The sequence below is a fragment of the Paenibacillus sp. UMB7766-LJ446 genome (genome assembly GCF_030226665.1).
GTDB classification, from domain to species: domain Bacteria; phylum Bacillota; class Bacilli; order Paenibacillales; family Paenibacillaceae; genus Paenibacillus; species Paenibacillus vandeheii.
This window is the reverse complement of record NZ_JASOYM010000004.1, coordinates 297,388-318,666: the sequence shown is the minus strand read 5'-3', so window position 1 is coordinate 318,666 and position 21,279 is coordinate 297,388. Positions and strand designations below refer to the sequence as shown.

The following is a 21,279-nucleotide window of genomic DNA, read 5'->3' as shown; positions in this document are numbered from 1 at the left end:
TATAAGAAAGGCTTCTATTAAAATGTAATATTTGTCATATAGTGAAAATATTTGTTTACGCCAATACCGGTCGGAACCACTCCACTCGACAACAGAGAAAATCTGTTAAACACAAAAAGGGAATTGCCTCTGCAACCCCTTTTGAATTTGAATTATTTAGTTAAATTCTTATGCAAAGTCATGGAGATGAAACTCTATATCGTTATCCTATGGGTTTAAAAGTTTACCACGCTCATCCCAAGCTTCCATATTCAGCTCACTGTTGATCGTTACAGCGGTTAATGCACCCAAGGACGCCGCAGTAATGGCCTGGTACATCTCTGACGCTGCATCTCCGGCGCTGAATACACCCGGTACAGTCGTTTTGCCGTAATCATCCACAACGACCGTACCGGCTTCGTTAACCTCACATCCTAATGTCCGCGGCAGTTCAGATCCAGCAGTCAGTTTCGGTCCAAAGAAAATTCCCGTGCAAGAGATTTCGGTGCCATCCTCCAGTACAACCTGCTGCACCATCCCATCGCTGGATTCGATGGATCGAATTGGAGAGTCCCATACCGGAACACCATGCTGCTTCAATTCCTCCCGCTGCTCATCTGTTAATTCATCAGGTCCATTCGTGCAAATGGTAAACTTGCTTGTCCAGCCGGAAATGGTCTTGGCCATGTGAAATGCCTTGGCTCCATTAACAATAATAACGAGAGCTTGATCTCTTAATTCCCAACCATCGCAATAAGGACATACAAAAGCACTCTTGCCATATACCTCTGTCAACCCGTTAATATCCAGCGGAAGGTCTTTTTTCCCTACTGCAAACAAAACTTTCTTCGTGCGATAGACTTCTCCCTGTGCAGTCGCAACTTGAAAATCGCCATCGGTTCCTGTCACTGAGGTCGCTGTGTCTCCTACAAAATGAACGGACGGATATGCGCTAATCTGTTCTTTCGCAACCTTCCGAAATTCACGTGGACTTGCGCCATCTCTCGTCAGAAAACCGTGTGTTTCACGCGTGACCCAATTACGCGGGCGTTCATCATCTATAACCACAACCTGTTTACGGGCTCTGCCTAGTACAAGTGCTGCATTAAGACCCGCAGGTCCTCCTCCAATGATTAATACATCCGTCTGCTGTTCCATATTTAACACCCTTTCCAGATATTCAATATCCTCTATTGTCTCAAAAAAATAGGTCTATCCTGGCTCTTCTTGCCGCTTACAGTTGGTTCTATTGACAATAATGTAAGAGGAATTAATCATCCTATTAAAGACCTCTTATATCTACAATATACAAAACCGATTCAATATGCAAGAAAAATATTCTTTTATTGTCACTGCTGCTTGGTTTCAATGACCTGTATCACATAAAATCATTTTTAACAATTAAAATAAACCTTGTTTTTAAATTGTTCACAATCAAATGACATTATTTTAAATACTAAATCGTTAATTAATTCACATAGTGTATTGAATGCTATAATGAAACCACGAGATATATAAGTATAGATATAGGAAGTGAGTTCTTGAAAACATTGAATAAAGGGTCACGGCCCGAAATCAGTCTGGAGTATACTAGCTCGATTCCGAAAGTTTTCTTTGATACCATCAAAATCGGAATCATCAAGTCCAATCTGATCGCCATGTTTGCCGGTTTAAGTTTGGCTTTGTATGTTTTTGATGCATCCATTTTAGCTAATATTGTACCCATTATTCTCTCTGTTATCGGGTCTTCCCTGATTATCGGAGCGGCCGGGGTGTTTAACAATTTGTATGATCGGGATATTGATGCGATCATGGAGCGCACCAAAACACGTCCTACCGTAACAGGTCGTGTAGATACCAAAACAGGTTTGATCCTCGGTATTGCCATTACGATTATCGGGGGCATCATGTTGTATATCGCTTCCCCTTCGGCTGCCGTATTCGGCATATTGGGACTGCTGCTGTACGTGTTCCCTTATACGATGTGGACCAAGCGAACAACGGTTTACAATACGGAAGTAGGAAGCCTTTCGGGTGCTGTTCCTCCTCTTATCGGTTGGGCAGCCATTTCACCAGAGCTGGGTCATTATGAAATTTGGGCTTTGGTCGTTACCATGCTGTTGTGGCAGATGCCTCACTTCTATGGTATTGCCATCCGGAGATTTGATGAATACAAAGCCGCTGGTGTTCCTATGCTTCCTGTCGTAAAAGGAATCAGACGGACATACATCCAGACGAATGTTTATCTGGTATTGTTGTTATTCTCCAGCTTCTTGTTCTGGCCGATGAGTCCGTTCATTGCCATTGTTGCGTTTCTGGTAAGTTTGGCCTGGCTTATTCTTAGTGTGGCGACTTTCGATAAGAAAGAAACCAAGAAATGGTCACATAAAATGTTTATTTTCTCCATTAACCACATCACGATCATCTTCCTGGTCATCATTGCGTATTCATTGATTGCACAGCTGATCAAATAAAGATTGACCTATTGTGCCATAATAAAAGCCGTACAGATCTTAACTCTTTCGACAAGAGTTGTCTGTACGGCTTTTTTCATTTGTTACATATACTATATTTTACACTACCCCACTTTAACCGGTGATTGCTCACCTTGCCAAAGCAGCTGCATCTCTTCATTTGTAGCAAGCAATTCGGAAAGGCTTCCCTCGGCCTCAATTCGTCCATCCTTCATGACGATAATATGATCTGCCTTGGCAAGTGCTGCTCTGCGGTGAGACACCGCAATACATGTGACATCTGGCTCCTGGAACAAGCCTTCCCAGACCTGTTGCTCGGTTTCCACATCCAGCGCACTGGACAGATCATCGAAGATGAACAGGTCAGCTTCCGTCATCAACATGCGGCCGGTTGCCGCGCGCTGAATCTGACCACCCGACAGCATGACACCTCTCGGACCTACGGACGTTTCGAGTCCTTGATCCAGGTTTTGGATATCCTTATCCATAACAGCCAGGCGAATAGCTTTTGCAAGAGCAATCTCCGTATGACCCTGTTTGCCCTGAACCATATTCTCTTTTAGCGTATCACTGAACAGTCGGGGTACTTGCGGCGTATACGCTGCTCTGGGCGGCATCAGGAAAGTAGCGGGATCAACATCTTCTCCATTCCAGCGAATCGTGCCTTCCTGTTTGGGCAGCAGTCCCAAGAGTGTGCGTACTAGAGTCGATTTGCCAGAACCGATCCGTCCCGTAATGACCAGAAATTGACCCCGCTTTACACGGAAGCTGATATCCTGTATTCCATTTGCAGAATGAGGATATTGGTACGCCAGATTGCTGATCTCCAGCTCTCTTAGCTTCTCCTTAGGATCTCTCTGTTCAGTAGGAAGCTCAGGCGGATCTTCATTCAGATAAGTCTCTCTGAAATCCATGATCCGGTCTTCCTCACCCGGACGAAATAGAGTTCGCATCCGGTCAAAAGATACTTTGAGCCGTTTATGCTGAAACACCATATATCCAAACAAAGAAATGCTAAAGCCAATATTGGCAAGATAACTAGTGAACAAGGCAAAATTACCTACGGTGAAACTGCCGGATTTCATCTCGGCTGCACACATCAGGAGAATGAGACCTGTACAGATACTGAGCACATGCTGATTAAGGGATCTCATCCACTGTTTGAACAAATTATCCCGGAGCGCAGCTTGACGACGTTCTTCATTCAGTTTGTTAAAACGAGCAGAGACATGCTCTTCTGCCTGCCCGAGTTTCAATGCCTGAACAGCACCAAAGGTCTCCGCAATGAAACTGGTAATTCGACCAGTCGACTCACGATTGACCTGGGCATATCGGCGGGCCCGATTACCAGAAAAGTTGTTCAACAACGTTACAACCACCAGCGGCAAAACAGCTACCAGAGTGATTTTCCAGTTGATGTTTGCCATAATGATGATGGATACGATGGCGAACACGAGCCTTCCCCAGAAATCGACCCAGGATTCCACGTACTCAACCACTTCATCCACATCATCCCGAAAGCGACTCATCGCCTCTCCCGGTGAAGCTGGCAGATTGCGTCCTGGCCAGCGCATAATACCGGCGAGCATATTGGTACGCAGAATGGCCTGAATATGGTAGATATACGTAATCCATGCATAGAACGCGGCAAAAAACGTCCCTACTCTTACCGCTCTAATCAAAGCAATGAAGATCAGCGGAGCTGCCAGCCACATATAATCACTGGAACCCGCCGTTGCCCGGTCAAAGAACCACTGCATACCAACTCCGATTGCCAGAGGTAAAGAATGAAATATGCACCATGACAATCCGTTGATCAAAAATAGAAAAGGCCTGAATCGAAACAAACGGCCTATAAATCCGGTTACATTCACGCCAATTCCTCCTCTCGCCCCGTAATCAGCAATCTCGCATAATGTGACGCCGGATCGCTGGCGAGTTCTTCTCTGGCTCCGAATTCCAGTACCTTGCCATCACCCAGTACCATAATCTGATCGACCTTCTCCAACGTAGCCAGACGGTGTGCAATAATAATTCCGGTACATTGCTTCATCAGCTGATCGATGGCCGACTGAAGCATGCTCTCTGTAGCGGCATCCAGCCGTGAAGAAGGCTCATCGAGAATAACCAGGCTTGGTTCAGTCAGAAATACTCGCGTCAGGGCAAATAGTTGAGCTTCCCCTGCGGACAAGGAAGAACCACCCGCCTTCAGATGTGTATCCAACCCTGCGGGCTGGGATTCGATCCAGTGACTTAATCCCAGTCGATCCGTGGTCTCCTTAATGATCTGATCCGAGACGTCCTGGTTGAACAGTGTTAAATTGTCTCGCAGCGTACCGTCGAACAACTGTACATCCTGCGTAACCATACCAACCCTGCGGTAGAGTGCAGGCAAGGTAAGCTCTGAAATATCTTTGCCACCGACACGAATCGTTCCGCTATCCAGATTATACAGGCGCAGAAGCACCCGACTGAGACTTGACTTGCCGCTCCCTGTACGACCAATAATACCAAGCCGTTCGCCGGGTTTAATGGCAAAGTTAATATTCTGCAATACAGGTTTATCCTCGTTATAACTGAAGTTCACCTGCTTGAATTCCAGACCAAGCGGCCCTTCTGGCAGCTGATCCTCTTCTCCGTCCTTGATCTCACTACGCAAAGACAACAGTTCTCTTGAACGGAGCATACCGGATTTTGCCTTCTGAAACTCTTGAACCTGATCGCCCAACATCTCAATAGGATCATTGAGCATCTGTGTATATTGATAAATCAGAAACAGGGTTCCGATGCTGATCATGCCTTGCATGTAATAATGAACACCAAGCAGAAGTACCGCCGTGACAGCAAGGGCAAACAGAATGACCGTCGTATTCCATGGAATAACCCGAAGCAGCCAGGCTTTCCTGCCTTTTTGAAATACAACTCGCATCGTACGATAAAAGCGATTCATCACATAGGGGACATGCCCATTGGCTTGAACATCTTCGATTCCCGCGATACGCTCTTCAATTAATCCGAATAAGGACGCGCTCGCTTCACGCTCATTTTTGGAAGAGTTTACTCCGAGATTACGAATGAACACCATAAACAGAATCGATAACATTGTAAACACCGTCATGACGATTGCAATCGGTACGTTTACACTGAACATAAACCCGAGAATTCCAGCGAGTAATACAAAGCTTCCAACCACCTGTACAATGAACATCGCGAAGAAGTTGGAGATACTCGTTACATCACCATCCACCCGTTCAATCATTTCTCCAGGTGTCTTTACATTATGAAATCGCATATCCAGACGCAGACAATGCTTCAGGAGATCTCCCCGCAATCGGTTTGTTGCCCGCCAGGCCACATCGTTACCCAGATAACTAACGGCTACTGTAATCAATTGATTCACAACGGCAACCACCAGAAATATCCCAGCAAGCTGGATCAGGTTAGTAAGGACTCCCCCACTTGCTGCCGTATCAATAAATCGTTTAATAATCTGTGGATTCAGGAGCTGCAGCCCCGTTGACGTTAGCAACATCACCATAAGCAAGGCCAATCGGCCTTTAACGGGTTTTAGATATTGCAGCAGCCAGGACATGGAGCGTTTCTCTGTTTTGGGCATAGCCCCTCACCCCTTCGTAACATTCCTATTTTATTTTGTGATTTAAAGCATTGTGGTCCCTCACTAAGATGAATCATGCATAATAACAATAAATGCAACATTTCCAACCCGTGGATGAATCTTATCAAGTGTGTTTACCATTTTACATTCTCCCAATCCCTCTGGCATTCTTCCCGAAATCTTTGTACCCATTGTTCAGAAATCTCGTCTGCAATCGGGTCAAAGAACGGAGGTGATACGGTTACACCGTCAAATTGAACATCCAAAAACTTTAACACATTCATGACGGTTCCCTCGTAATCTTCTATAAAGTCCTCATACACAATCGTCAGCGGCACAATACCTGACTCAGACAGAAAATCTTCAATTGCTGCTTCGCACATGTTGCTCTCTACAAGCAGATGCTTAATTGCATCAAAGTTATATTGATCTGCAATATCCTGCTGCTGAGGGCTGTCTCCGTGCTTGCGGTGCCATTCACCCGAGACAATGGCTCTCCACCAGGACACAGCCAATCTGACTTTGTTGCGACGTGTCATATAAATGTGCTTGGTGCAATTAGGGAAGCCCGTACTCCATACGTCAGCCCGTGATAAGTCTGTTGGCAGACTATAGAGACTGCGGAATGCGTCAATCCATCGTTGTTCAAAATTAATTTTGATTCCGAATACTCCGTTCGACGTTGTTCCCTGATCCCAGATCTGCTCCAGATCTTCACGCTTTAATGTGTCCGGGCTTTTAAGCTGATAATGCAGCCACTCCCTCGGATATCCTGCGACACCCGTAGAACTTAAGGCTTCACCCAGCAGAGTACTTCCGGTTCGTTGGGAAAACCAAATGGTATAACTTTGAGTAGGTCGTTTCATATCGCTGCCTCTCTTTCTCCTCATAGGGATAGTTTTGCTAAAAAGCACTGCAAATCTCCCTTCCATGTGCAACAAATTGAGTGGAATGCATGCAAAAAAGCCATAGATGAACTAATGTTCATCTACAGCTTGTAACAATAAGAGAACCAAATGAAATAAGAAGCGTTTCCGGATTTCTCCTCTGCACGCAATAATGATGAGCGTCCACGACAGGGGTGCACAAACATGACTGTCTAGACGCCAATATACAATCCATTGGTTAAGTCACTTTGCTCATGCGTATTCAGTTATCGATTCAGAATGCGCCCTGTCTGGAACATGTTCATCTTAACCACCCGTCACACATATTTGTTGTTTATTGTATTCTCTGCACCGTAATCCGTCAAGATAATATTAACTCAATTGTTATTTCCTTCATGCCACTGAACATCATATGCTGCAATTTCAACGATCATAACCCCAGATAGGGAATTTCTCTGAGATTAAACATTAACCTCCCTCTCCCTGACGACAAGGCGTCTATGCGCGACGATCAGAAATGGCAGTCCGAGTGCAGTGGTCAGTGCCAGCGGTACAAAAATAAACAGGCCATTCCCCGTCCCAAATTGGGTTAATAGGAGCCCTCCCAAAATTGGTGCCATGACGCTGCCCAAGTTATTGAATCCAATTGTACCGAAGTAGGTCCCTTTCCATTCCGGTTTGGCAATACGGTCAATCAGCACATCCATCATGGTGAACATGAGTACTTCCCCAATCGTGAACAGAATGACACTGATCATCAGCAGCATAACGCCTTCAGCGATGCCAAAAAGCAACAGACTTGTGGCAACCAGCAGGTTTCCAAGAATGAGGGGTACAACTGGCGGAAATTTGCTGGCCACCCGCACAATCGGGAATTGGACTGCAAGCACCGTCAACGCATTAAGTGAAAGCATATAGGAGAACACTTGGCTCCCATGTTCAAAAAGAGGGTTCTGGGCAACATACTGAGCCAGGGTAGAGCTAAAATGCCCATACCCGAGTACGCAAAACGTAGTCCCGATAAGTACTGGCAAAAATACACGGTCACGTCCGGTGGTTGCGAGTGCATCTCGTAAACGGGGTGCAGCGACCTGGACATGTTCTGGCAAATTTGCACGCTGCAATTGAAATTGCAGGAACAAGACCAGACCGTAAACGATATATACCAACCCGGAGATCATAAACGGAAACGTGGACTCTGCTGATCCCAGCTGAAGACCGATAATGGGTCCGAACACAACTCCCAGATTAATAGCGGCGTATCGGAGATTGAACACAAGCAGTTTATTCTGCGGCGGAGTAATATCCGATAGAAGTGCACGGGACGTGGGCTCAAACACGGCGCGGCATAATCCGTTTAATGTATTGGCCACAAAAAATACCCATAGATGCTCCGCTGCTGAAAAGATGAAGAAAACACAGGCCCAGCCAAATACGGAGACCATCATGACTTTTTTGCGACCGATTCGATCGGAAATATAACCTCCATAAAAGCTGACCATAACCCCCGCCAGAGAACTGACCGCGACGGTTACGCCAGTCTGTGTTGGTGTAGCACCTAGTACCTGGGTCAGATAAATGGATAGAAACGGAATGCTCATGGACGTAACGAGACGTCCAAACATCGTTCCCACAATAATGGTCCAAGCTAAAGGGTGAATCTGCCGTAAATGTTGCTTCATTGCGTATGGTTCTCCTGTTCTTGTTGCTTTGTCTTAGTGGGCTGTCTTTCCCTGTCTCTTAATGTATAATTGTATCGATCAAAGGGGGAAATAAAAGTGTAAGATTGCGATAACACTTTTCACCTTTTATAAAGGAGCATCCCAACATGGATACCACAACAACCCATTATGTTCGTCTTGCAACAGCAAAAAAACTTTCTCTTACACTTGATGAACCAGTTCCAGTAACCATCGACAGCCTTTCCGATGCCTTATGCTGTACTCCACGCAACGTGAAGATTATTCTTCGCAAGCTGGAGGACCAAGGTTTTATTCATTGGCAGCCTGGGCGTGGGCGAGGACATTATTCGGAGATGACGCTGCTGCGCAGTGTGAATGAAACGCTGGAGAATCATCTGCGGGAACTGATTGGGAGAGGTAAAATTAAAGAAGCAATCGAGCTGATCGGCACTATTGACATCCATAAAACACTGCAGGAACAATTGCTGCGATCACTTAACAAGCATATGGGATTCCACAGTCATGCCGAAACGGCATCCGGTCAGGATGTGCTGCGCATGATGAGATCACGCAGACAAGGCAATCTGGACCCTGCTTTTGTTTATACAGCTTTTGAAACCTACCTGCTCGGTCAGGTTGGCAATACATTGGTCACTTATGATGCCAAATCCAATTCGTTCCAGCCCAATTTGGCGCATATGTGGGAATGCAGCGAAGATCATACCGTATGGATCTTCTATCTCCGTAAAGGGGTGCGTTTCCACCATGGACGTGTCATGACATCCAAGGACGTACAAGCCACATTACAGCGATTGCATGATGTGCACAGCCCGTCCATCTGGTTATATCGAGATATTGAACGTGCCGAAATCACTGGCGATTACTGTATCCGATTTGAACTAAGTCGGCCGAACCGCTTCTTTTTGCATCTGTTTAGCTGTATACGAATGACCATTCTGCCCTACGATATGGAAGTCTCCGAACGGCTGATTGGCACCGGACCTTTTCAGATTACGAAGATGAATGAGGATGTGCTGGAGCTTGGCGCATTCGAAGCTTATTACGGTATTCGTCCCCATCTCGACCAAGTCCATATTTGGTTTGTTCCCGATTTGGGCCCGAATGATCGGTACTATGGACTACCTGGAACATCTCGGCTGAAGCTCCCATCAACCGATTTCAATACAAACAGCATCAATTATCCTGCGCTTGGGTGCCAGTATATGCTTTTCAATTTTCGTAAGGAAGGCATCCACCATCATCCGAAATTTCGCCAAGCGCTGAGGATGGTATATGACTCTGTGGCACTTGTGAAGGATCTCGGCGGTAATCGAATTACACCCGCAGGCAGCTTCTTGCCATGGAAAAGTGAAATACTGGACTGGACAGAATCCTCGCTTGAACACGCCCGCGAGTTGCTACACAGCAGTGGATACCAAGGTGAGACCATTGCACTATCGTATACTTTGAACAAAGATTCAAAAGCTGCGGAGTGGCTTCAGCGGCGTGCACAAGTCATTGGCCTGCGCCTTGCCATGTGTCCCTGCGAAGATAATATTCATTTTGGAGAAACGATGAATGCCGAATTGATCATGGCTGAAGAGATTCTGGAGGGAGATTGGCAATATGGCATGATTCACTTTTTCAAAAACCTGTCCAATCATTTTCATATGTGCATGACTCCTGATCTGCAATCTATACTGGATCAAAAACTGGATCAGTTCGCCCAGCTGCCCAGCATAGAACGTGCAGAGCTATTAGATGAAGCTGAGGAAATGCTGCGAGAAAACAACTGGATTTTGCACGGTTGTCACATGAACAAGCGCGCTCAACTCGATCAGAGCATCTTCGGCATGCAAACCGCCGAATTTGGTTATATGGATATCTCTCAATTATGGATCAAAATCAGCAGTGAGGTTTGTTTTACATCAAAAGAATCCCCCTAAAGAATGATTAGGGGGATTCTCCTTATTGCAATGCATGGTTATAGCCTCGGTTTAAATGCATCCCGATACTCTTCCAGAAATGCATCGAGCGAGCGAGGCTCTCTGCCGAGCAAGCGTCGAACGGTATCCGTCGGCTTCTCTGACACAACGGTAGACATCGTCTGGATTTCCACAACGTGGTCTGCGAGCCAAGAAGGCATCTGTCCATGTTCCATCAGATCAGTTCGCAACGCCTCAGGTTTGAGGTTTAAGAATTTGATCGGTCGATTAAGCAGGATGGACAATTTATCTGCAATCTGTGAATAGGTGAACGTTTCGGAACCCGTCAACGTATAAATGCTGTTAACCGACTTGAATCGTGTCATTACTTCCGCGGCAACATCTGCGATATCCCGGCAATCGATGAAGTTGCACGGTGAATCTCCAATACAGCCGAAGAACATATCCTGGGTTGTTATGGTTGGTGCGAGACGCAGCAAATTTTGCATGAACGCATAAGGTCGCAATATTGTATACGTAATTCCTGATGTCACGAGAACTTGCTCGATATCGGCATGCCATTTTGCTACTGCTACAGGTGAACGTTCCTCATAAGCTGGACTGGATATTTTGACGATATGCTTCACTCCCTCTTGCGCAGCTATCTGAATAATGGATGTCTCTAATTCCACTTGTCTGGGATTGTTGGATAACGCAAGGAATAGTTGGCTGGCACCGGCCAAAGCTCTGCGCATCGATTCAGGATCATTCGCATCGGCAATACAAAGTTCAACATCGGACAATGCCAAGTCCACGATTTGTTGACGAAGCTGATCCGGCTCTCTGCTTATTGCCCGAACGGGAACGCCGCCCTCCATCAAACGTCTCAAAAGTGCATTTCCAATCAAACCTGTTGCTCCAATAATAGTAATCATGTTTTCATATCTCCTTCTCAAGTGAATTCATTTATTTTGTAAAGGAAGCTCTCCAACGCCAGGTCATGATCGTACAGGCTAATGCACCGGACAGGGGAAAATCGAACCCGATATGATCCAGCCAAGTCCATGAAAGACTCGGGTTTACGATATGCAGCACGTTGGTAATCCCCCACGAGGCCATAAGGCCAAGCATTGCGCCTGCAAGTGCAAAGCAACCCACGACGATCACACGAGGCGTTTTCACCACCCAGCGTGTACGGCTCCCGCGCTTACGCAGCCAGAGTCCAATCCATAGAGCCATCAGCAGGGACGCCCCTCCTATCGTTGTTAGTGCTCGTAACTGCAGCACTTTATCAGCGGTAACGATTCCCCCGATGCTTGCCATAATGGCAGGCGATAAATAAGCTGGGATTAATTCTCGCCATAACACAAACGGTTTTTGGCGAGGCTGTGCGGATCGAGCAGCATAACTTTCCTCTGATCGAATGGGGTCTTTTTGGTTAAACATATCACTACTCCTTTTATTTGAAATTAAATCCTATTATTTCACTATGTAATTAGGAGCCTAACTATATGGTGATGAAAATGGGCTAGCTGATCTAGCCCGTTTCACCTTTCTTGCTATGCTCCTAGGATTTGGGTTCAGAGAAGTCGATTGACTCCTCTGTAAGTGCCGAGATGCCTTGGGTTACACGCCCCAGCAGATCGAGAAAAACACTCCGTTCCTCAATGGTAAGCAAGCCGACCATCGCTTCCAATCTGGCAAAATGCTCCGAAGCCATATCCGTCAGCTTTTTGGCGCCCTTGGCTGTCAAGATGACTGACTTCTGACGGCCATCGACGGAACTCGTCCGACGAGCGACCAGTCCATCGCGTTCAAGAATCTCAATTAGACCAGTTACGGTTGCACGAGTAACGCCCAGATTTTCCGCGAGTTGCGAGGGCAGCTCTTCGCCATCGTTATCCTCTAGATCTGCTAACAGACGATAACGACCTGTTGATAAACCAAATCTGGAGAAGTGAATTTCCGCAGCATGCCCAAGTTTGGCTCCCGCTACCATCAGCCTGGATGCGACAAGCACGGCTTGTGCATCAACATCTAATTGATAGCGATCAACCTGTCGCTTCGTTTGTACTAACGAGGGAATGAGATACATGTCATTTGTTTCTTTATTATGGTTGGTCATAGATGTAGTATGGTGCCTAACTATATATTTGTCAACTTTTATTCAGCACTTTCTATCCACTCCGATTTCTGTCTAACGTTAAAAAGCCGTTGACTTATCACAAGGATAAATCAACGGCTCTTTTGCCAAACAATAGGTAATCCGTTCATACACCTAAAGAAATCTTAAACCAGGGCCATGTCAGTAATGGTACATTCTATATATTCTCCATTGTCATGTTCGTTTGCAAATCATAAACGATTCTTTTGTTTCTTTGTTTTGTAAAACTCCTCCATCACTTGCATAATGGATTCACTTTTAATTGGTTTGCTTACATACGCATCCATTCCGGCCTTCAGACATTTGTCCATATCCCCTCTAACTGCGTTCGCAGTAACTGCAACAATATAAGGGGATGACTCTGGAAGTAATTCCTTAATCACTTTGGTCGCTTCAAATCCGTTCAGTCGAGGCATGTGCACATCCATAAAAATAATATCGTACACACTTCGTTTGACCGCCTCCACTGCCTCTATCCCGTTCACCACATAATCCACAAAATGCCCTTTCTTCTCAATCATCCGGCGCAGAACAAGCTGGTTCACCTCATTGTCCTCCGCAATCAGAATTCGCAATTGATCTGTTTTAATCTTTTGCTGTTCTAGATCATATCTGTTGAACTCCTCCATGTTGCTGACTTTAAACGAAGCTGTAAAAATAAATGTAGTTCCCGGATCATCGGACTCTTCAATCCAGATATCTCCCTGCATAAGCTCTACAAGCTTCTTGCTGATCGCCAGTCCAAGTCCAGTACCTTGAGGCTTGCGCGTCATGAAATTCTCCAATTGGTAGAAGGCCTCGAATAAATGCTCTCTTTTCTCGACTGGAATTCCAATCCCTGTATCCTTCACTTTAAACTGAAATTGAACGTCATTATATTCTTGTCCGATAACCTTTACCTCGATTTCAACACTGCCTTCCGGGGTGAACTTCACGGCATTGCCGATGATGTTGGTCAGGACTTGTTTTAGACGGTAAGCATCCCCATACACGGGAAGAGGAATGGCGTCATCGAGGCTTAGATGAAGATGCAACTGCTTCTCCCGAATCATTGGCGTTACGATATTAACCGTCTCCGTCACAATTTCCTTAAGATCGAAGGGTTCATCCACCAGATCGGTTTTACCCGACTCTATTTTGGAGAAGTCGAGAATATCATTGATAATCGCAAGCAGTGAATCCCCACTCTTTTGGATGATTTCGATGTATTCCTTTTGCTCTCCGCTAAGTCCAGGCGTATCCAGAAGCAAATCCGTCATCCCAATCACTCCATTCATGGGGGTACGGATCTCATGGCTCATCATTGCCAAAAATTCACTTTTTGCCTTATTCATTCGTTCGGCAGTCTCTTTGGCTACAAGAAGCTTCTTCTGTTCCGTAATATCCTTCGCAATCAGATAGAAGCCCACGTTTTTTTCATTAATAATGATGGGCGCAAGCGTTGCTAATACTTCTGTCTCAGAACCATCTAAGTGTTGAATGGCATTGATTTCTTTCTCAGCCATCTCATACTGGCTATTGAGAATAAGTCCGAGATGATACATTCCGATAAACCTGCATATGCTTGTTCCGATCATTTCCGCAACCGGGCACCCAGTCATCTTCATTGCTACCGGGTTGGCATTTATGATATTGCCGTTCATGTCAAAAGAAATGATGGCATCATGATTATATTTTTTGAGTGATGTATAACGTTCCACCGATTCCTGTAGTTTGAATTCGACAAGCTTACGCTCCGTAATATCCTGCAACGTACCGTTCAACTGTACTGGTTGTTGATTCTCATCAAAGGTAATTAACCCTCGCAGATGAAGATACTTTTCTTTACCATCTGAACCCAGATGCCGATATTCATAATCAAGCGGTTCGCCCGTTTTCACCGATTCGATACATGCCTTCAACCGCTGCTCCTCTGTCGGCTCCATGAGTGCAAAGATATCGCTGGCTTTATACCGTTTCTTATGATCTATTTCAAAAATCTCAAATATCTGGTTGGACATGGAAACATGGTCATTAATCATGTTCCACTCCCAACTGCCGATCATGGCGATCCGTTCTGCTTCTGCGCTAATTTCCTCATGTTTCTTTCTCTCCGATATATCCCGACCAATGGCAAGAATTTGTTGCTCTTGCCCAGGGTCTCCAATTATCTTATATGTGGTTTCAAACCAAACACAATGTCCATCTTTATGGCGAGCCTGCATATTCAACATATGACCTGTGCTCAAATCGATCTGTGAGGTACCTCCTAGATCCTGAGGATGGAAAACTGCTGTATTGTTATTGCCAATCACTTCTTCTGGCGAATACCCAAGCAAATTATAAATGGAAGGAGAACAATAGCGACAAACACCATCAAAGGTGGCGATATAGATGATTTCCTGTGCATTATCGGAAATAAGTTTGAACATTTCTTCCGTTTGAAGCAGCTTTTGTTCGGTTGTTTTATGATCCGTAATATCTACAACGTGGCAAATAAAATACAGCGGTTCACCGCTAACCTCGTTCCGAGCCAAAGATATATGCAATGATATCCATATAATTTCTCCATTTTTCTGAATATAACGCTTTTCGTATCTGTACTCTTTCAGTTCACCTTTACAGAGTTCACGCACGTATATCAGATCCTGTGCAACATCATCGGGATGGGTGATCTCCTGGTAATCAAGTAGGATTAACTCTTGAGCAGTATAACCCAGCATTCTGCATAAAGCAGGATTCACTTTCATCCACTGTCCTGTTGGAGCAACAAGTGCAATCCCAATAGGTGCTTGATTATAAATCTGCTCAAACAATTCGTGATGATCGACCTTTTGAACCTGCATCTTAAGCTCTCCTTTTGTTGTATATACGCAATATTTGCTTAGTACCCGATTTTTTCATTGTTGAAACATCTCATTTTCTAATTGTTTGTGTCGGGAACGCAAAACAAGACCTGGATTCAATCCGTAAGGAATCCAGGCATCTTTGTTTTAACTTATATAATCCATGCTGAGTACAGGATGGATCAGGAAAGATCTCACCGCTCCCGGCCAATAATGTAATCCAACAGATGCCTCAGAAAAGAAATCGGTTTTGGCATTTCGTTCAGTGCATCGGTTGCCAGACAGTAGTGCTCCCACATCTCTTTCTTCGCGCCATCTTCACCCAAAATAGATACAAAGGTGGAGCTGTTGTTGCGCACATCCTGACCTGCCGGCTTACCGAGTACCCGATGATCTCCTTCCAAATCCAACAGGTCATCCTTAATTTGAAAGGCGATACCCGCATGATAGGCAAACTTCTTCAGAGATGCAATCTCCACTTCCTTCACCTGAGCCAGAATGGCAGGCATCACAAGTGCAGCCTCGAAAGCAATGCCTGTTTTGTAGAAACAGATCATGTTCAATTGTTCCAGTGTCAGCGCTTTTCCTTTGGCGTTCAGATCCATCGCCTGTCCCATACACATATCTTCTGCTTTTTGAGCCGAATATTGAATCAGGGTAAGCACGGTAGCGGCGTCAAACTGTTTGAGGGAGGATTGCTCGCCAATGGCTTTTTGGATAAGATATAAACCTGTCAATTCAGCTGTTGCGCTGTTGTGTACCTGATGTAAAGTAGAGCGGCCTCGCCGCGTTGAAGCATTATCCTGAGTCGGCAGATCATCAAAGATCAGTGATGCGGTATGCATGTATTCCAGTGATCTAAGAAGAGGGAGGATAGAAGATTCATGCAGTCCATATTCACGCACTCCCATCACCCAGGTCAGGATCGGTCTTAGCCGCTTCCCATCTCCCTGCAGACTGTAATTTGCTGCATCAATTAGTGTCCCTTTCATCTCTGGAAGTCCGCTCGGCTTGGAAATCTGCAATTCAATATTGATCTGTTCACGAACTGTGCGAATCGTATCCAGAAAATCCTGTTTTTCCTGCTTGTCATTCTGCAATTGCATGATGACCTGATCCCGCAGCAATTTATCCAGGAAATCCACATCATCGGCTTTTCGCACCATTTGCTGAATTAGGTGATTAAATTCCGGTTGTCCTGAGGCAAAGATCATCATCACTTCGTTATATTGATCTTGACCCAATCGTTCTTTACAACGCTTAAGACCATTAATCGCACGATCCAGTATGACCTCACGTGTCTTCGCATCCGAATGGTACACCTCATGAATCAGATAAGAGATAACCGCCCAGTAAAGTTCGTATGGATTAATCAGATCGGGTCGCAGATCACGGTACTTCAGATAGTAGGTATATGGGGTTACTGCCCCCTCCTCCATATCAGCAAACATATCAGCAAAATCGTCTGCAAGCTGATTATATATGCCATAGTAGAACGTCCGCAAATCAAAACCTTCATCAGCCGATGCACTGAGCACGGAGCGAACAATAAGTCTGGAGGATGAGGATTTAATAATAATCGGGATATAAAGTTCTTCATTGGAATAATTTGCGTTCGACAGTTTTTTGGCCCGGTCTACTTCCTGGGACTGAAAGAATACATAGGATTGCTCGAAGAACGTATGCTGTGTTTCAGCGCGCTGGTAGTTTTTAATATACTCGAACGCCTCCCTCAGCTCGGCATGAACATATTGAATGACTTTGAGGCTGGCTCCCTTCCATTCGCCGATATCTGGCACGATCCCGGTGAGAAGCGCATTTCGAATCAAGAGAGAATACTGCTCCTTCTCTTGTTCAGTTAACGCCTGCGAATCTAGCAGGTCATCAATAAACGGATAGGTCAGTCCGTAAGAATAACCAAGCCGAATTGCAGCGTCCAGCCTCTGGGAACGTTCTGCCTGGGGAGTCTCATCATGCATATCATCGTTCACATGCAGAACCACGCCCAGGATAATCTTAAGCAGCTTGCGCTGTGCCTGTTCAGCGTCCAGTTCTTTGGGAATATTGGAAGCGACCTGCTTTAATTTGCTGATTACCCAGATGACGGCTGTTTCCACGTTCTCCTTCTGAGCCCAGCGGTACAAGGCGGCCAGACTGATATAATCCGAGCTTTCCTTGCGATGAATTGTATTTGAACGCATAAAGTATGCTTTGGTATCCTGAGCCATCCGCTGAATACGCTCTTGCGTATCGGGGGAATCCAGTGCTTTGCCCAGATCTCGCATATAAATGTAAGAAATACTTCGATCCAGGTAATCATCCAGTTTGCCTGTAACATTCAGCCAATGGATATATCTATGAGCATCCCGGGAATCCGGCTTCTTTTGACTCGGTAATAAAAAAGATAACCAGGAAAATGGTTGAACATGCTTTTTTTGCCACAAGTAAATATCTTGCGTAAGCGCAGTAGTATAGGTGTTATCCAAAAGTTGTTCATGAAGAGAATTAAAATATTGAGCTGCCTTCTGTTCGGCCAGCCGATATCCTGCATCAGCCTGTTCTGTAAGTACGTTATTCATAGGATGGATACCTCAACTTCTAATAATGTTAAACATGTATCCATGAAAGGAGTTTGAGGGTGCTCCATGGACGAAAACTGATTTGAATTCATGCTGCAACAAATTCGCCAGCTCATGTTCATAACCTTTATACGGCATTCCATCCGTTTGGTTACGAAATCGTCATGGACGCTTTAATCCTATGTCGTTTTACAAAATGGAAGACCACACCTTCACTGCTGTAATGGCGATAAGAATCATCAGTCCATACCGAAGCAGTCTCACATTAATCATCGAACTGACTTTGGAACCGATTGAAGCGCCAAGCAGACTCCCGATTACCGTATAAATGATGGGCTCCAGCGGGATGTCTCCACCCAGAACCTTACCCAGCACTCCACCGATCGCAGAGATGAACACGATCGCCAACGAAGAAGCTATGGTCGTCCGGGTAGGGATCTTAAGTACAGTAAGCATGATTGGAATTAATATAAAAGCTCCGCCTGCACCGACAATTCCTGAGACGATCCCAACAGCAAGAGCCGATCCTGCCGCAACATACGTGTTAAACACTAATGATCCACCCGAGTCCTCTGTTCCCTTACCAGGAATCAGCATGAGCACAATGGCAATAATGGCCAGAATGCCGTAGATCAGATTAATAACTTCTCCATTCAGATGACCGGATATGAATCCGCCGATCAGACTCCCGACAAGAATACTGGAGCCCATATAAGCCACCAGACCTTTATGAATGAGAGCGTCGCTCTTTTTCCCACTCCCTGTTCTCCTGATGTAGGCGATCACACCAGCAAGTGAGGCAAAAAACACCTGAAACATGCTGATTGACGATACCTCGTGTGCCGAGAACGGCTCCAGTCCCATAAGAGAAGGTACGTACAATAACAACGGGTAATTAATTATGGCTCCACCAATACCCAACAAACCGGAGAAGAAGGAACCGACCAGACCCAGTATAAACATGATGATAAAAAGCAGAGTATCCATCGGTTTTTCTTCCTTTCTTGCGGTGTAAAAATGATGCAAAAAAACAGTATACGCGGATAAAATATTCGGCTATAATAAAAACCAAGTAAATTAATCCGAAATGAGTGATTAAGCATGTTTAACGTGTTGAAGACTCTTTTTGAAAATAAATGCCCGCTATGCAACGAAAAATTACAAGTTCACAGTGATGCGTTATGCGCTACAAAAACATGCTCCCAATGTCACTACAAAGAAGAGAGCTATGGCTCTCTCGGTGTGCGTATTGTCTATGACACCACAAAATGATAAAAGCACATGCCTGCTTATTGTATCATGATCTCTGAACTACCGGGATGACTATATAGAATTATTTTCATAATAAACATTCGTCTTATATGGGATATAAAAAACGGTGCAGAACGATTTATTCGTTGCTGCACCGTTTTCCCTTATATTTTTCGGATACGGACTGCCTTTATACCGTATATCTTATTTTGTTTTGAAGCTGAGGAATCCATCATCTACCGCAACCGTTGTACCATTCACTGCACTGGCAGCGTCACTGAACAGGAAGGCAACAACACTTGCAACTTTCTCAGGTTGAATGAGCTCTCCGCGCATATGTTGGGTGGCAAGTGCATCCTTCATCGCTCTGTCATCTCCCAGAATCGGGGTCTCAATGAAGCCTGGAGCTACACCGACCACACGAATGCCATGCTCGGCAAGTTCCAGTGCACCGGATTTGGACATCATCACGACAGCTGCCTTGGCTGCATTGTAGTTAAAGCTTCCCACAGCAGCAATGCTGCCATAGATCGATGCTGTATTAACAATGGTCCCTTGTACATTCAGTTCAACCATTTTCTTCGCACCATAAAACATGCCGTAATACACACTGTGTTGGTCAACATCAATTACTCTGTGATAGGATTCCGGGTCCATCTCCAGAAATGGCTTCACAAGTCCAATGCCAGCGTTGTTGAAAATACCGTTCAATGTTCCGTATTTCTCTACAGTCCAGTCGATCAGGGCCTTGATCTCGTCCCCTTTGGACACGTCCACTTTATATGCCCCGGCTGTGCCACCAGCTGCTTCAATCTCGGCAGCAAGCTTCTTCGCACCCTCTTCATTATAATCCGCCACAACAATCGTCGCGCCTTGTGCCGAAAGTTGAAGAGCTGTTTCTTTACCAATCCCACTCGCTCCGCCCGTAATAATGATTACTTTTCCATCTTGTTCAGACATAACGCAGGTCTCCTTTGATAAGAACATATTTTGGTGCAGTCTCCAGAACTAAAGTAAGTAACTATATTTTATTCATAAAAGCTCATCATACGCCGATGTCACACCGTTGTCAAACAAGGGAGCGACTTCACATCATTATGTGCAAAAAATTCATATCCATCCTGTAAATGCATTACCTAGTCTTGCTACTTTTCACCTTATTTATAAAAAAAACGAAAAAGGACGATATTCCCGAGAGGTAAAAACACTTCGGTATAACGTCCTTATTTATTAAGATGATGCAATTTATTAGGATAATCCAGCTATCGCTTACAAATGAATATAACTACACCTGTAACTGCTGGTTCAATTCTTCAATTATTTCCAAGCCCGCTTAACGGATCTTTTAAACCATTGATATTGGAGATCAGTTCAGGAATTCCTGTCTTCTCCCAGTTTTCGGCTGTAAAACCGTGCTGTGCAATTGTATTCTCGAATTGACCCACAACTTCGGTTAATTGATTATTATAACTAACCAGATTCTCATGAATGCTTTCACCTATGGCTGGTGCTGTGAGCTGAGAGAATTCACTTGCTTCCGCCTGAATCTGATCGATTTTCTCCTGAACCTGAGTGGTCACTTCCGGATTGTTCACTGCTCCTGAAGCGAGTTGCTGCAATTCTGTACCAGCGCTTGATACTTGCTCTATATAATCAGTAGCCCCACTTACGTAATTCAAACTCTGATTCGCTTGTTCCACAACGGAACAGGCCGAGATCACTAGAATACTTGACGCAATGAGGCCTGTCATTATCCAAGCTTGCTTTCTTTTCCATTTAATCACAATCATCCCCCCTACTCAAAATTGGAGTACTCCTCCAAAATCCATCATAACTGTTCGGTGTACTTCATTGCAAATGGGTCTGCATTCAGCTTTATTAACATGTATAATAAAGG

The 21,279-nt window shown here is 45.0% G+C and carries 15 protein-coding genes; 2 read left to right on the top strand and 13 right to left on the bottom strand.

Going from position 1 to position 21,279, the window contains the following annotated elements:
* Positions 1–207 precede the first annotated feature (207 nt).
* Positions 208–1,137: an NAD(P)/FAD-dependent oxidoreductase gene (locus QP794_RS12490; RefSeq protein WP_285076926.1), complete on the bottom strand. Its 930-nt coding sequence runs from the start codon at positions 1,135–1,137 to the stop codon at positions 208–210.
* Between the two features lie 392 nt (positions 1,138–1,529).
* Here QP794_RS12490 and cyoE point away from each other — a divergent pair, with 392 nt between their 5' ends.
* Entirely contained in the window at positions 1,530–2,453 is a 924-nt protein-coding gene (gene cyoE, locus QP794_RS12485; RefSeq protein ID WP_379436314.1) for a heme o synthase, read from the top strand.
* A gap of 104 nt (positions 2,454–2,557) precedes the next feature.
* Here cyoE and QP794_RS12480 read toward each other — a convergent pair whose 3' ends face one another.
* The 4 genes from QP794_RS12480 to QP794_RS12465 all read right to left on the bottom strand — a co-directional run bounded on the left by QP794_RS12480 (position 2,558) and on the right by QP794_RS12465 (position 8,638).
* The gene (locus QP794_RS12480) at positions 2,558–4,327 is read right to left on the bottom strand and encodes an ABC transporter ATP-binding protein (RefSeq protein WP_285076924.1); all 1,770 of its coding nucleotides are present in this window, start codon (positions 4,325–4,327) and stop codon (positions 2,558–2,560) included.
* Positions 4,324–6,069: an ABC transporter ATP-binding protein gene (locus tag QP794_RS12475; protein WP_285076922.1), complete on the bottom strand. Its 1,746-nt coding sequence runs from the start codon at positions 6,067–6,069 to the stop codon at positions 4,324–4,326. Before QP794_RS12475 ends, QP794_RS12480 begins: the two co-directional genes overlap by 4 nt.
* Positions 6,070–6,203: 134 nt before the next feature.
* Positions 6,204–6,935, bottom strand: coding sequence for a Stf0 family sulfotransferase (locus tag QP794_RS12470; RefSeq protein WP_285076920.1), 732 nt, complete (start codon positions 6,933–6,935; stop codon positions 6,204–6,206).
* A 482-nt stretch (positions 6,936–7,417) separates the two neighbouring features.
* Positions 7,418–8,638, bottom strand: a complete 1,221-nt coding sequence (locus QP794_RS12465; protein WP_285076919.1) for an MDR family MFS transporter — start codon at positions 8,636–8,638, stop codon at positions 7,418–7,420.
* Positions 8,639–8,784: 146 nt separating this feature from the next.
* Here QP794_RS12465 and QP794_RS12460 point away from each other — a divergent pair, with 146 nt between their 5' ends.
* On the top strand, positions 8,785–10,584 hold the full coding sequence (locus tag QP794_RS12460) for an ABC transporter substrate-binding protein (RefSeq protein ID WP_285076917.1): 1,800 nt from the start codon (positions 8,785–8,787) through the stop codon (positions 10,582–10,584).
* 38 nt (positions 10,585–10,622) lie between these two features.
* Here the strand turns inward: QP794_RS12460 and QP794_RS12455 are convergent, their stop codons facing one another.
* The 8 genes from QP794_RS12455 to QP794_RS12420 all read right to left on the bottom strand — a co-directional run bounded on the left by QP794_RS12455 (position 10,623) and on the right by QP794_RS12420 (position 21,166).
* Positions 10,623–11,498 carry an SDR family oxidoreductase gene (locus tag QP794_RS12455; RefSeq protein ID WP_285076915.1) on the bottom strand — a complete coding sequence of 292 codons (876 nt, stop codon included), beginning with the start codon at positions 11,496–11,498 and terminating at the stop codon, positions 10,623–10,625.
* Positions 11,499–11,529: 31 nt separating this feature from the next.
* Positions 11,530–12,009, bottom strand: a complete 480-nt coding sequence (locus QP794_RS12450; protein ID WP_285076914.1) for a hypothetical protein — start codon at positions 12,007–12,009, stop codon at positions 11,530–11,532.
* Between the two features lie 121 nt (positions 12,010–12,130).
* Entirely contained in the window at positions 12,131–12,688 is a 558-nt protein-coding gene (locus tag QP794_RS12445) for a MarR family winged helix-turn-helix transcriptional regulator (RefSeq protein WP_024628760.1), read from the bottom strand.
* 230 nt (positions 12,689–12,918) lie between these two features.
* Entirely contained in the window at positions 12,919–15,552 is a 2,634-nt protein-coding gene (locus tag QP794_RS12440; protein WP_285076912.1) for a PAS domain S-box protein, read from the bottom strand.
* Between the two features lie 194 nt (positions 15,553–15,746).
* Positions 15,747–18,131 carry a polyprenyl synthetase family protein gene (locus tag QP794_RS12435; RefSeq protein WP_285076910.1) on the bottom strand — a complete coding sequence of 795 codons (2,385 nt, stop codon included), beginning with the start codon at positions 18,129–18,131 and terminating at the stop codon, positions 15,747–15,749.
* Positions 18,132–18,320: 189 nt separating this feature from the next.
* The gene (locus QP794_RS12430; protein ID WP_285076908.1) at positions 18,321–19,118 is read right to left on the bottom strand and encodes a sulfite exporter TauE/SafE family protein; all 798 of its coding nucleotides are present in this window, start codon (positions 19,116–19,118) and stop codon (positions 18,321–18,323) included.
* Positions 19,119–19,586: 468 nt separating this feature from the next.
* Entirely contained in the window at positions 19,587–20,342 is a 756-nt protein-coding gene (locus QP794_RS12425) for an SDR family NAD(P)-dependent oxidoreductase (RefSeq protein WP_285076905.1), read from the bottom strand.
* Between the two features lie 353 nt (positions 20,343–20,695).
* On the bottom strand, positions 20,696–21,166 hold the full coding sequence (locus tag QP794_RS12420; RefSeq protein WP_285076903.1) for a DUF6376 family protein: 471 nt from the start codon (positions 21,164–21,166) through the stop codon (positions 20,696–20,698).
* Positions 21,167–21,279 lie beyond the last annotated feature (113 nt).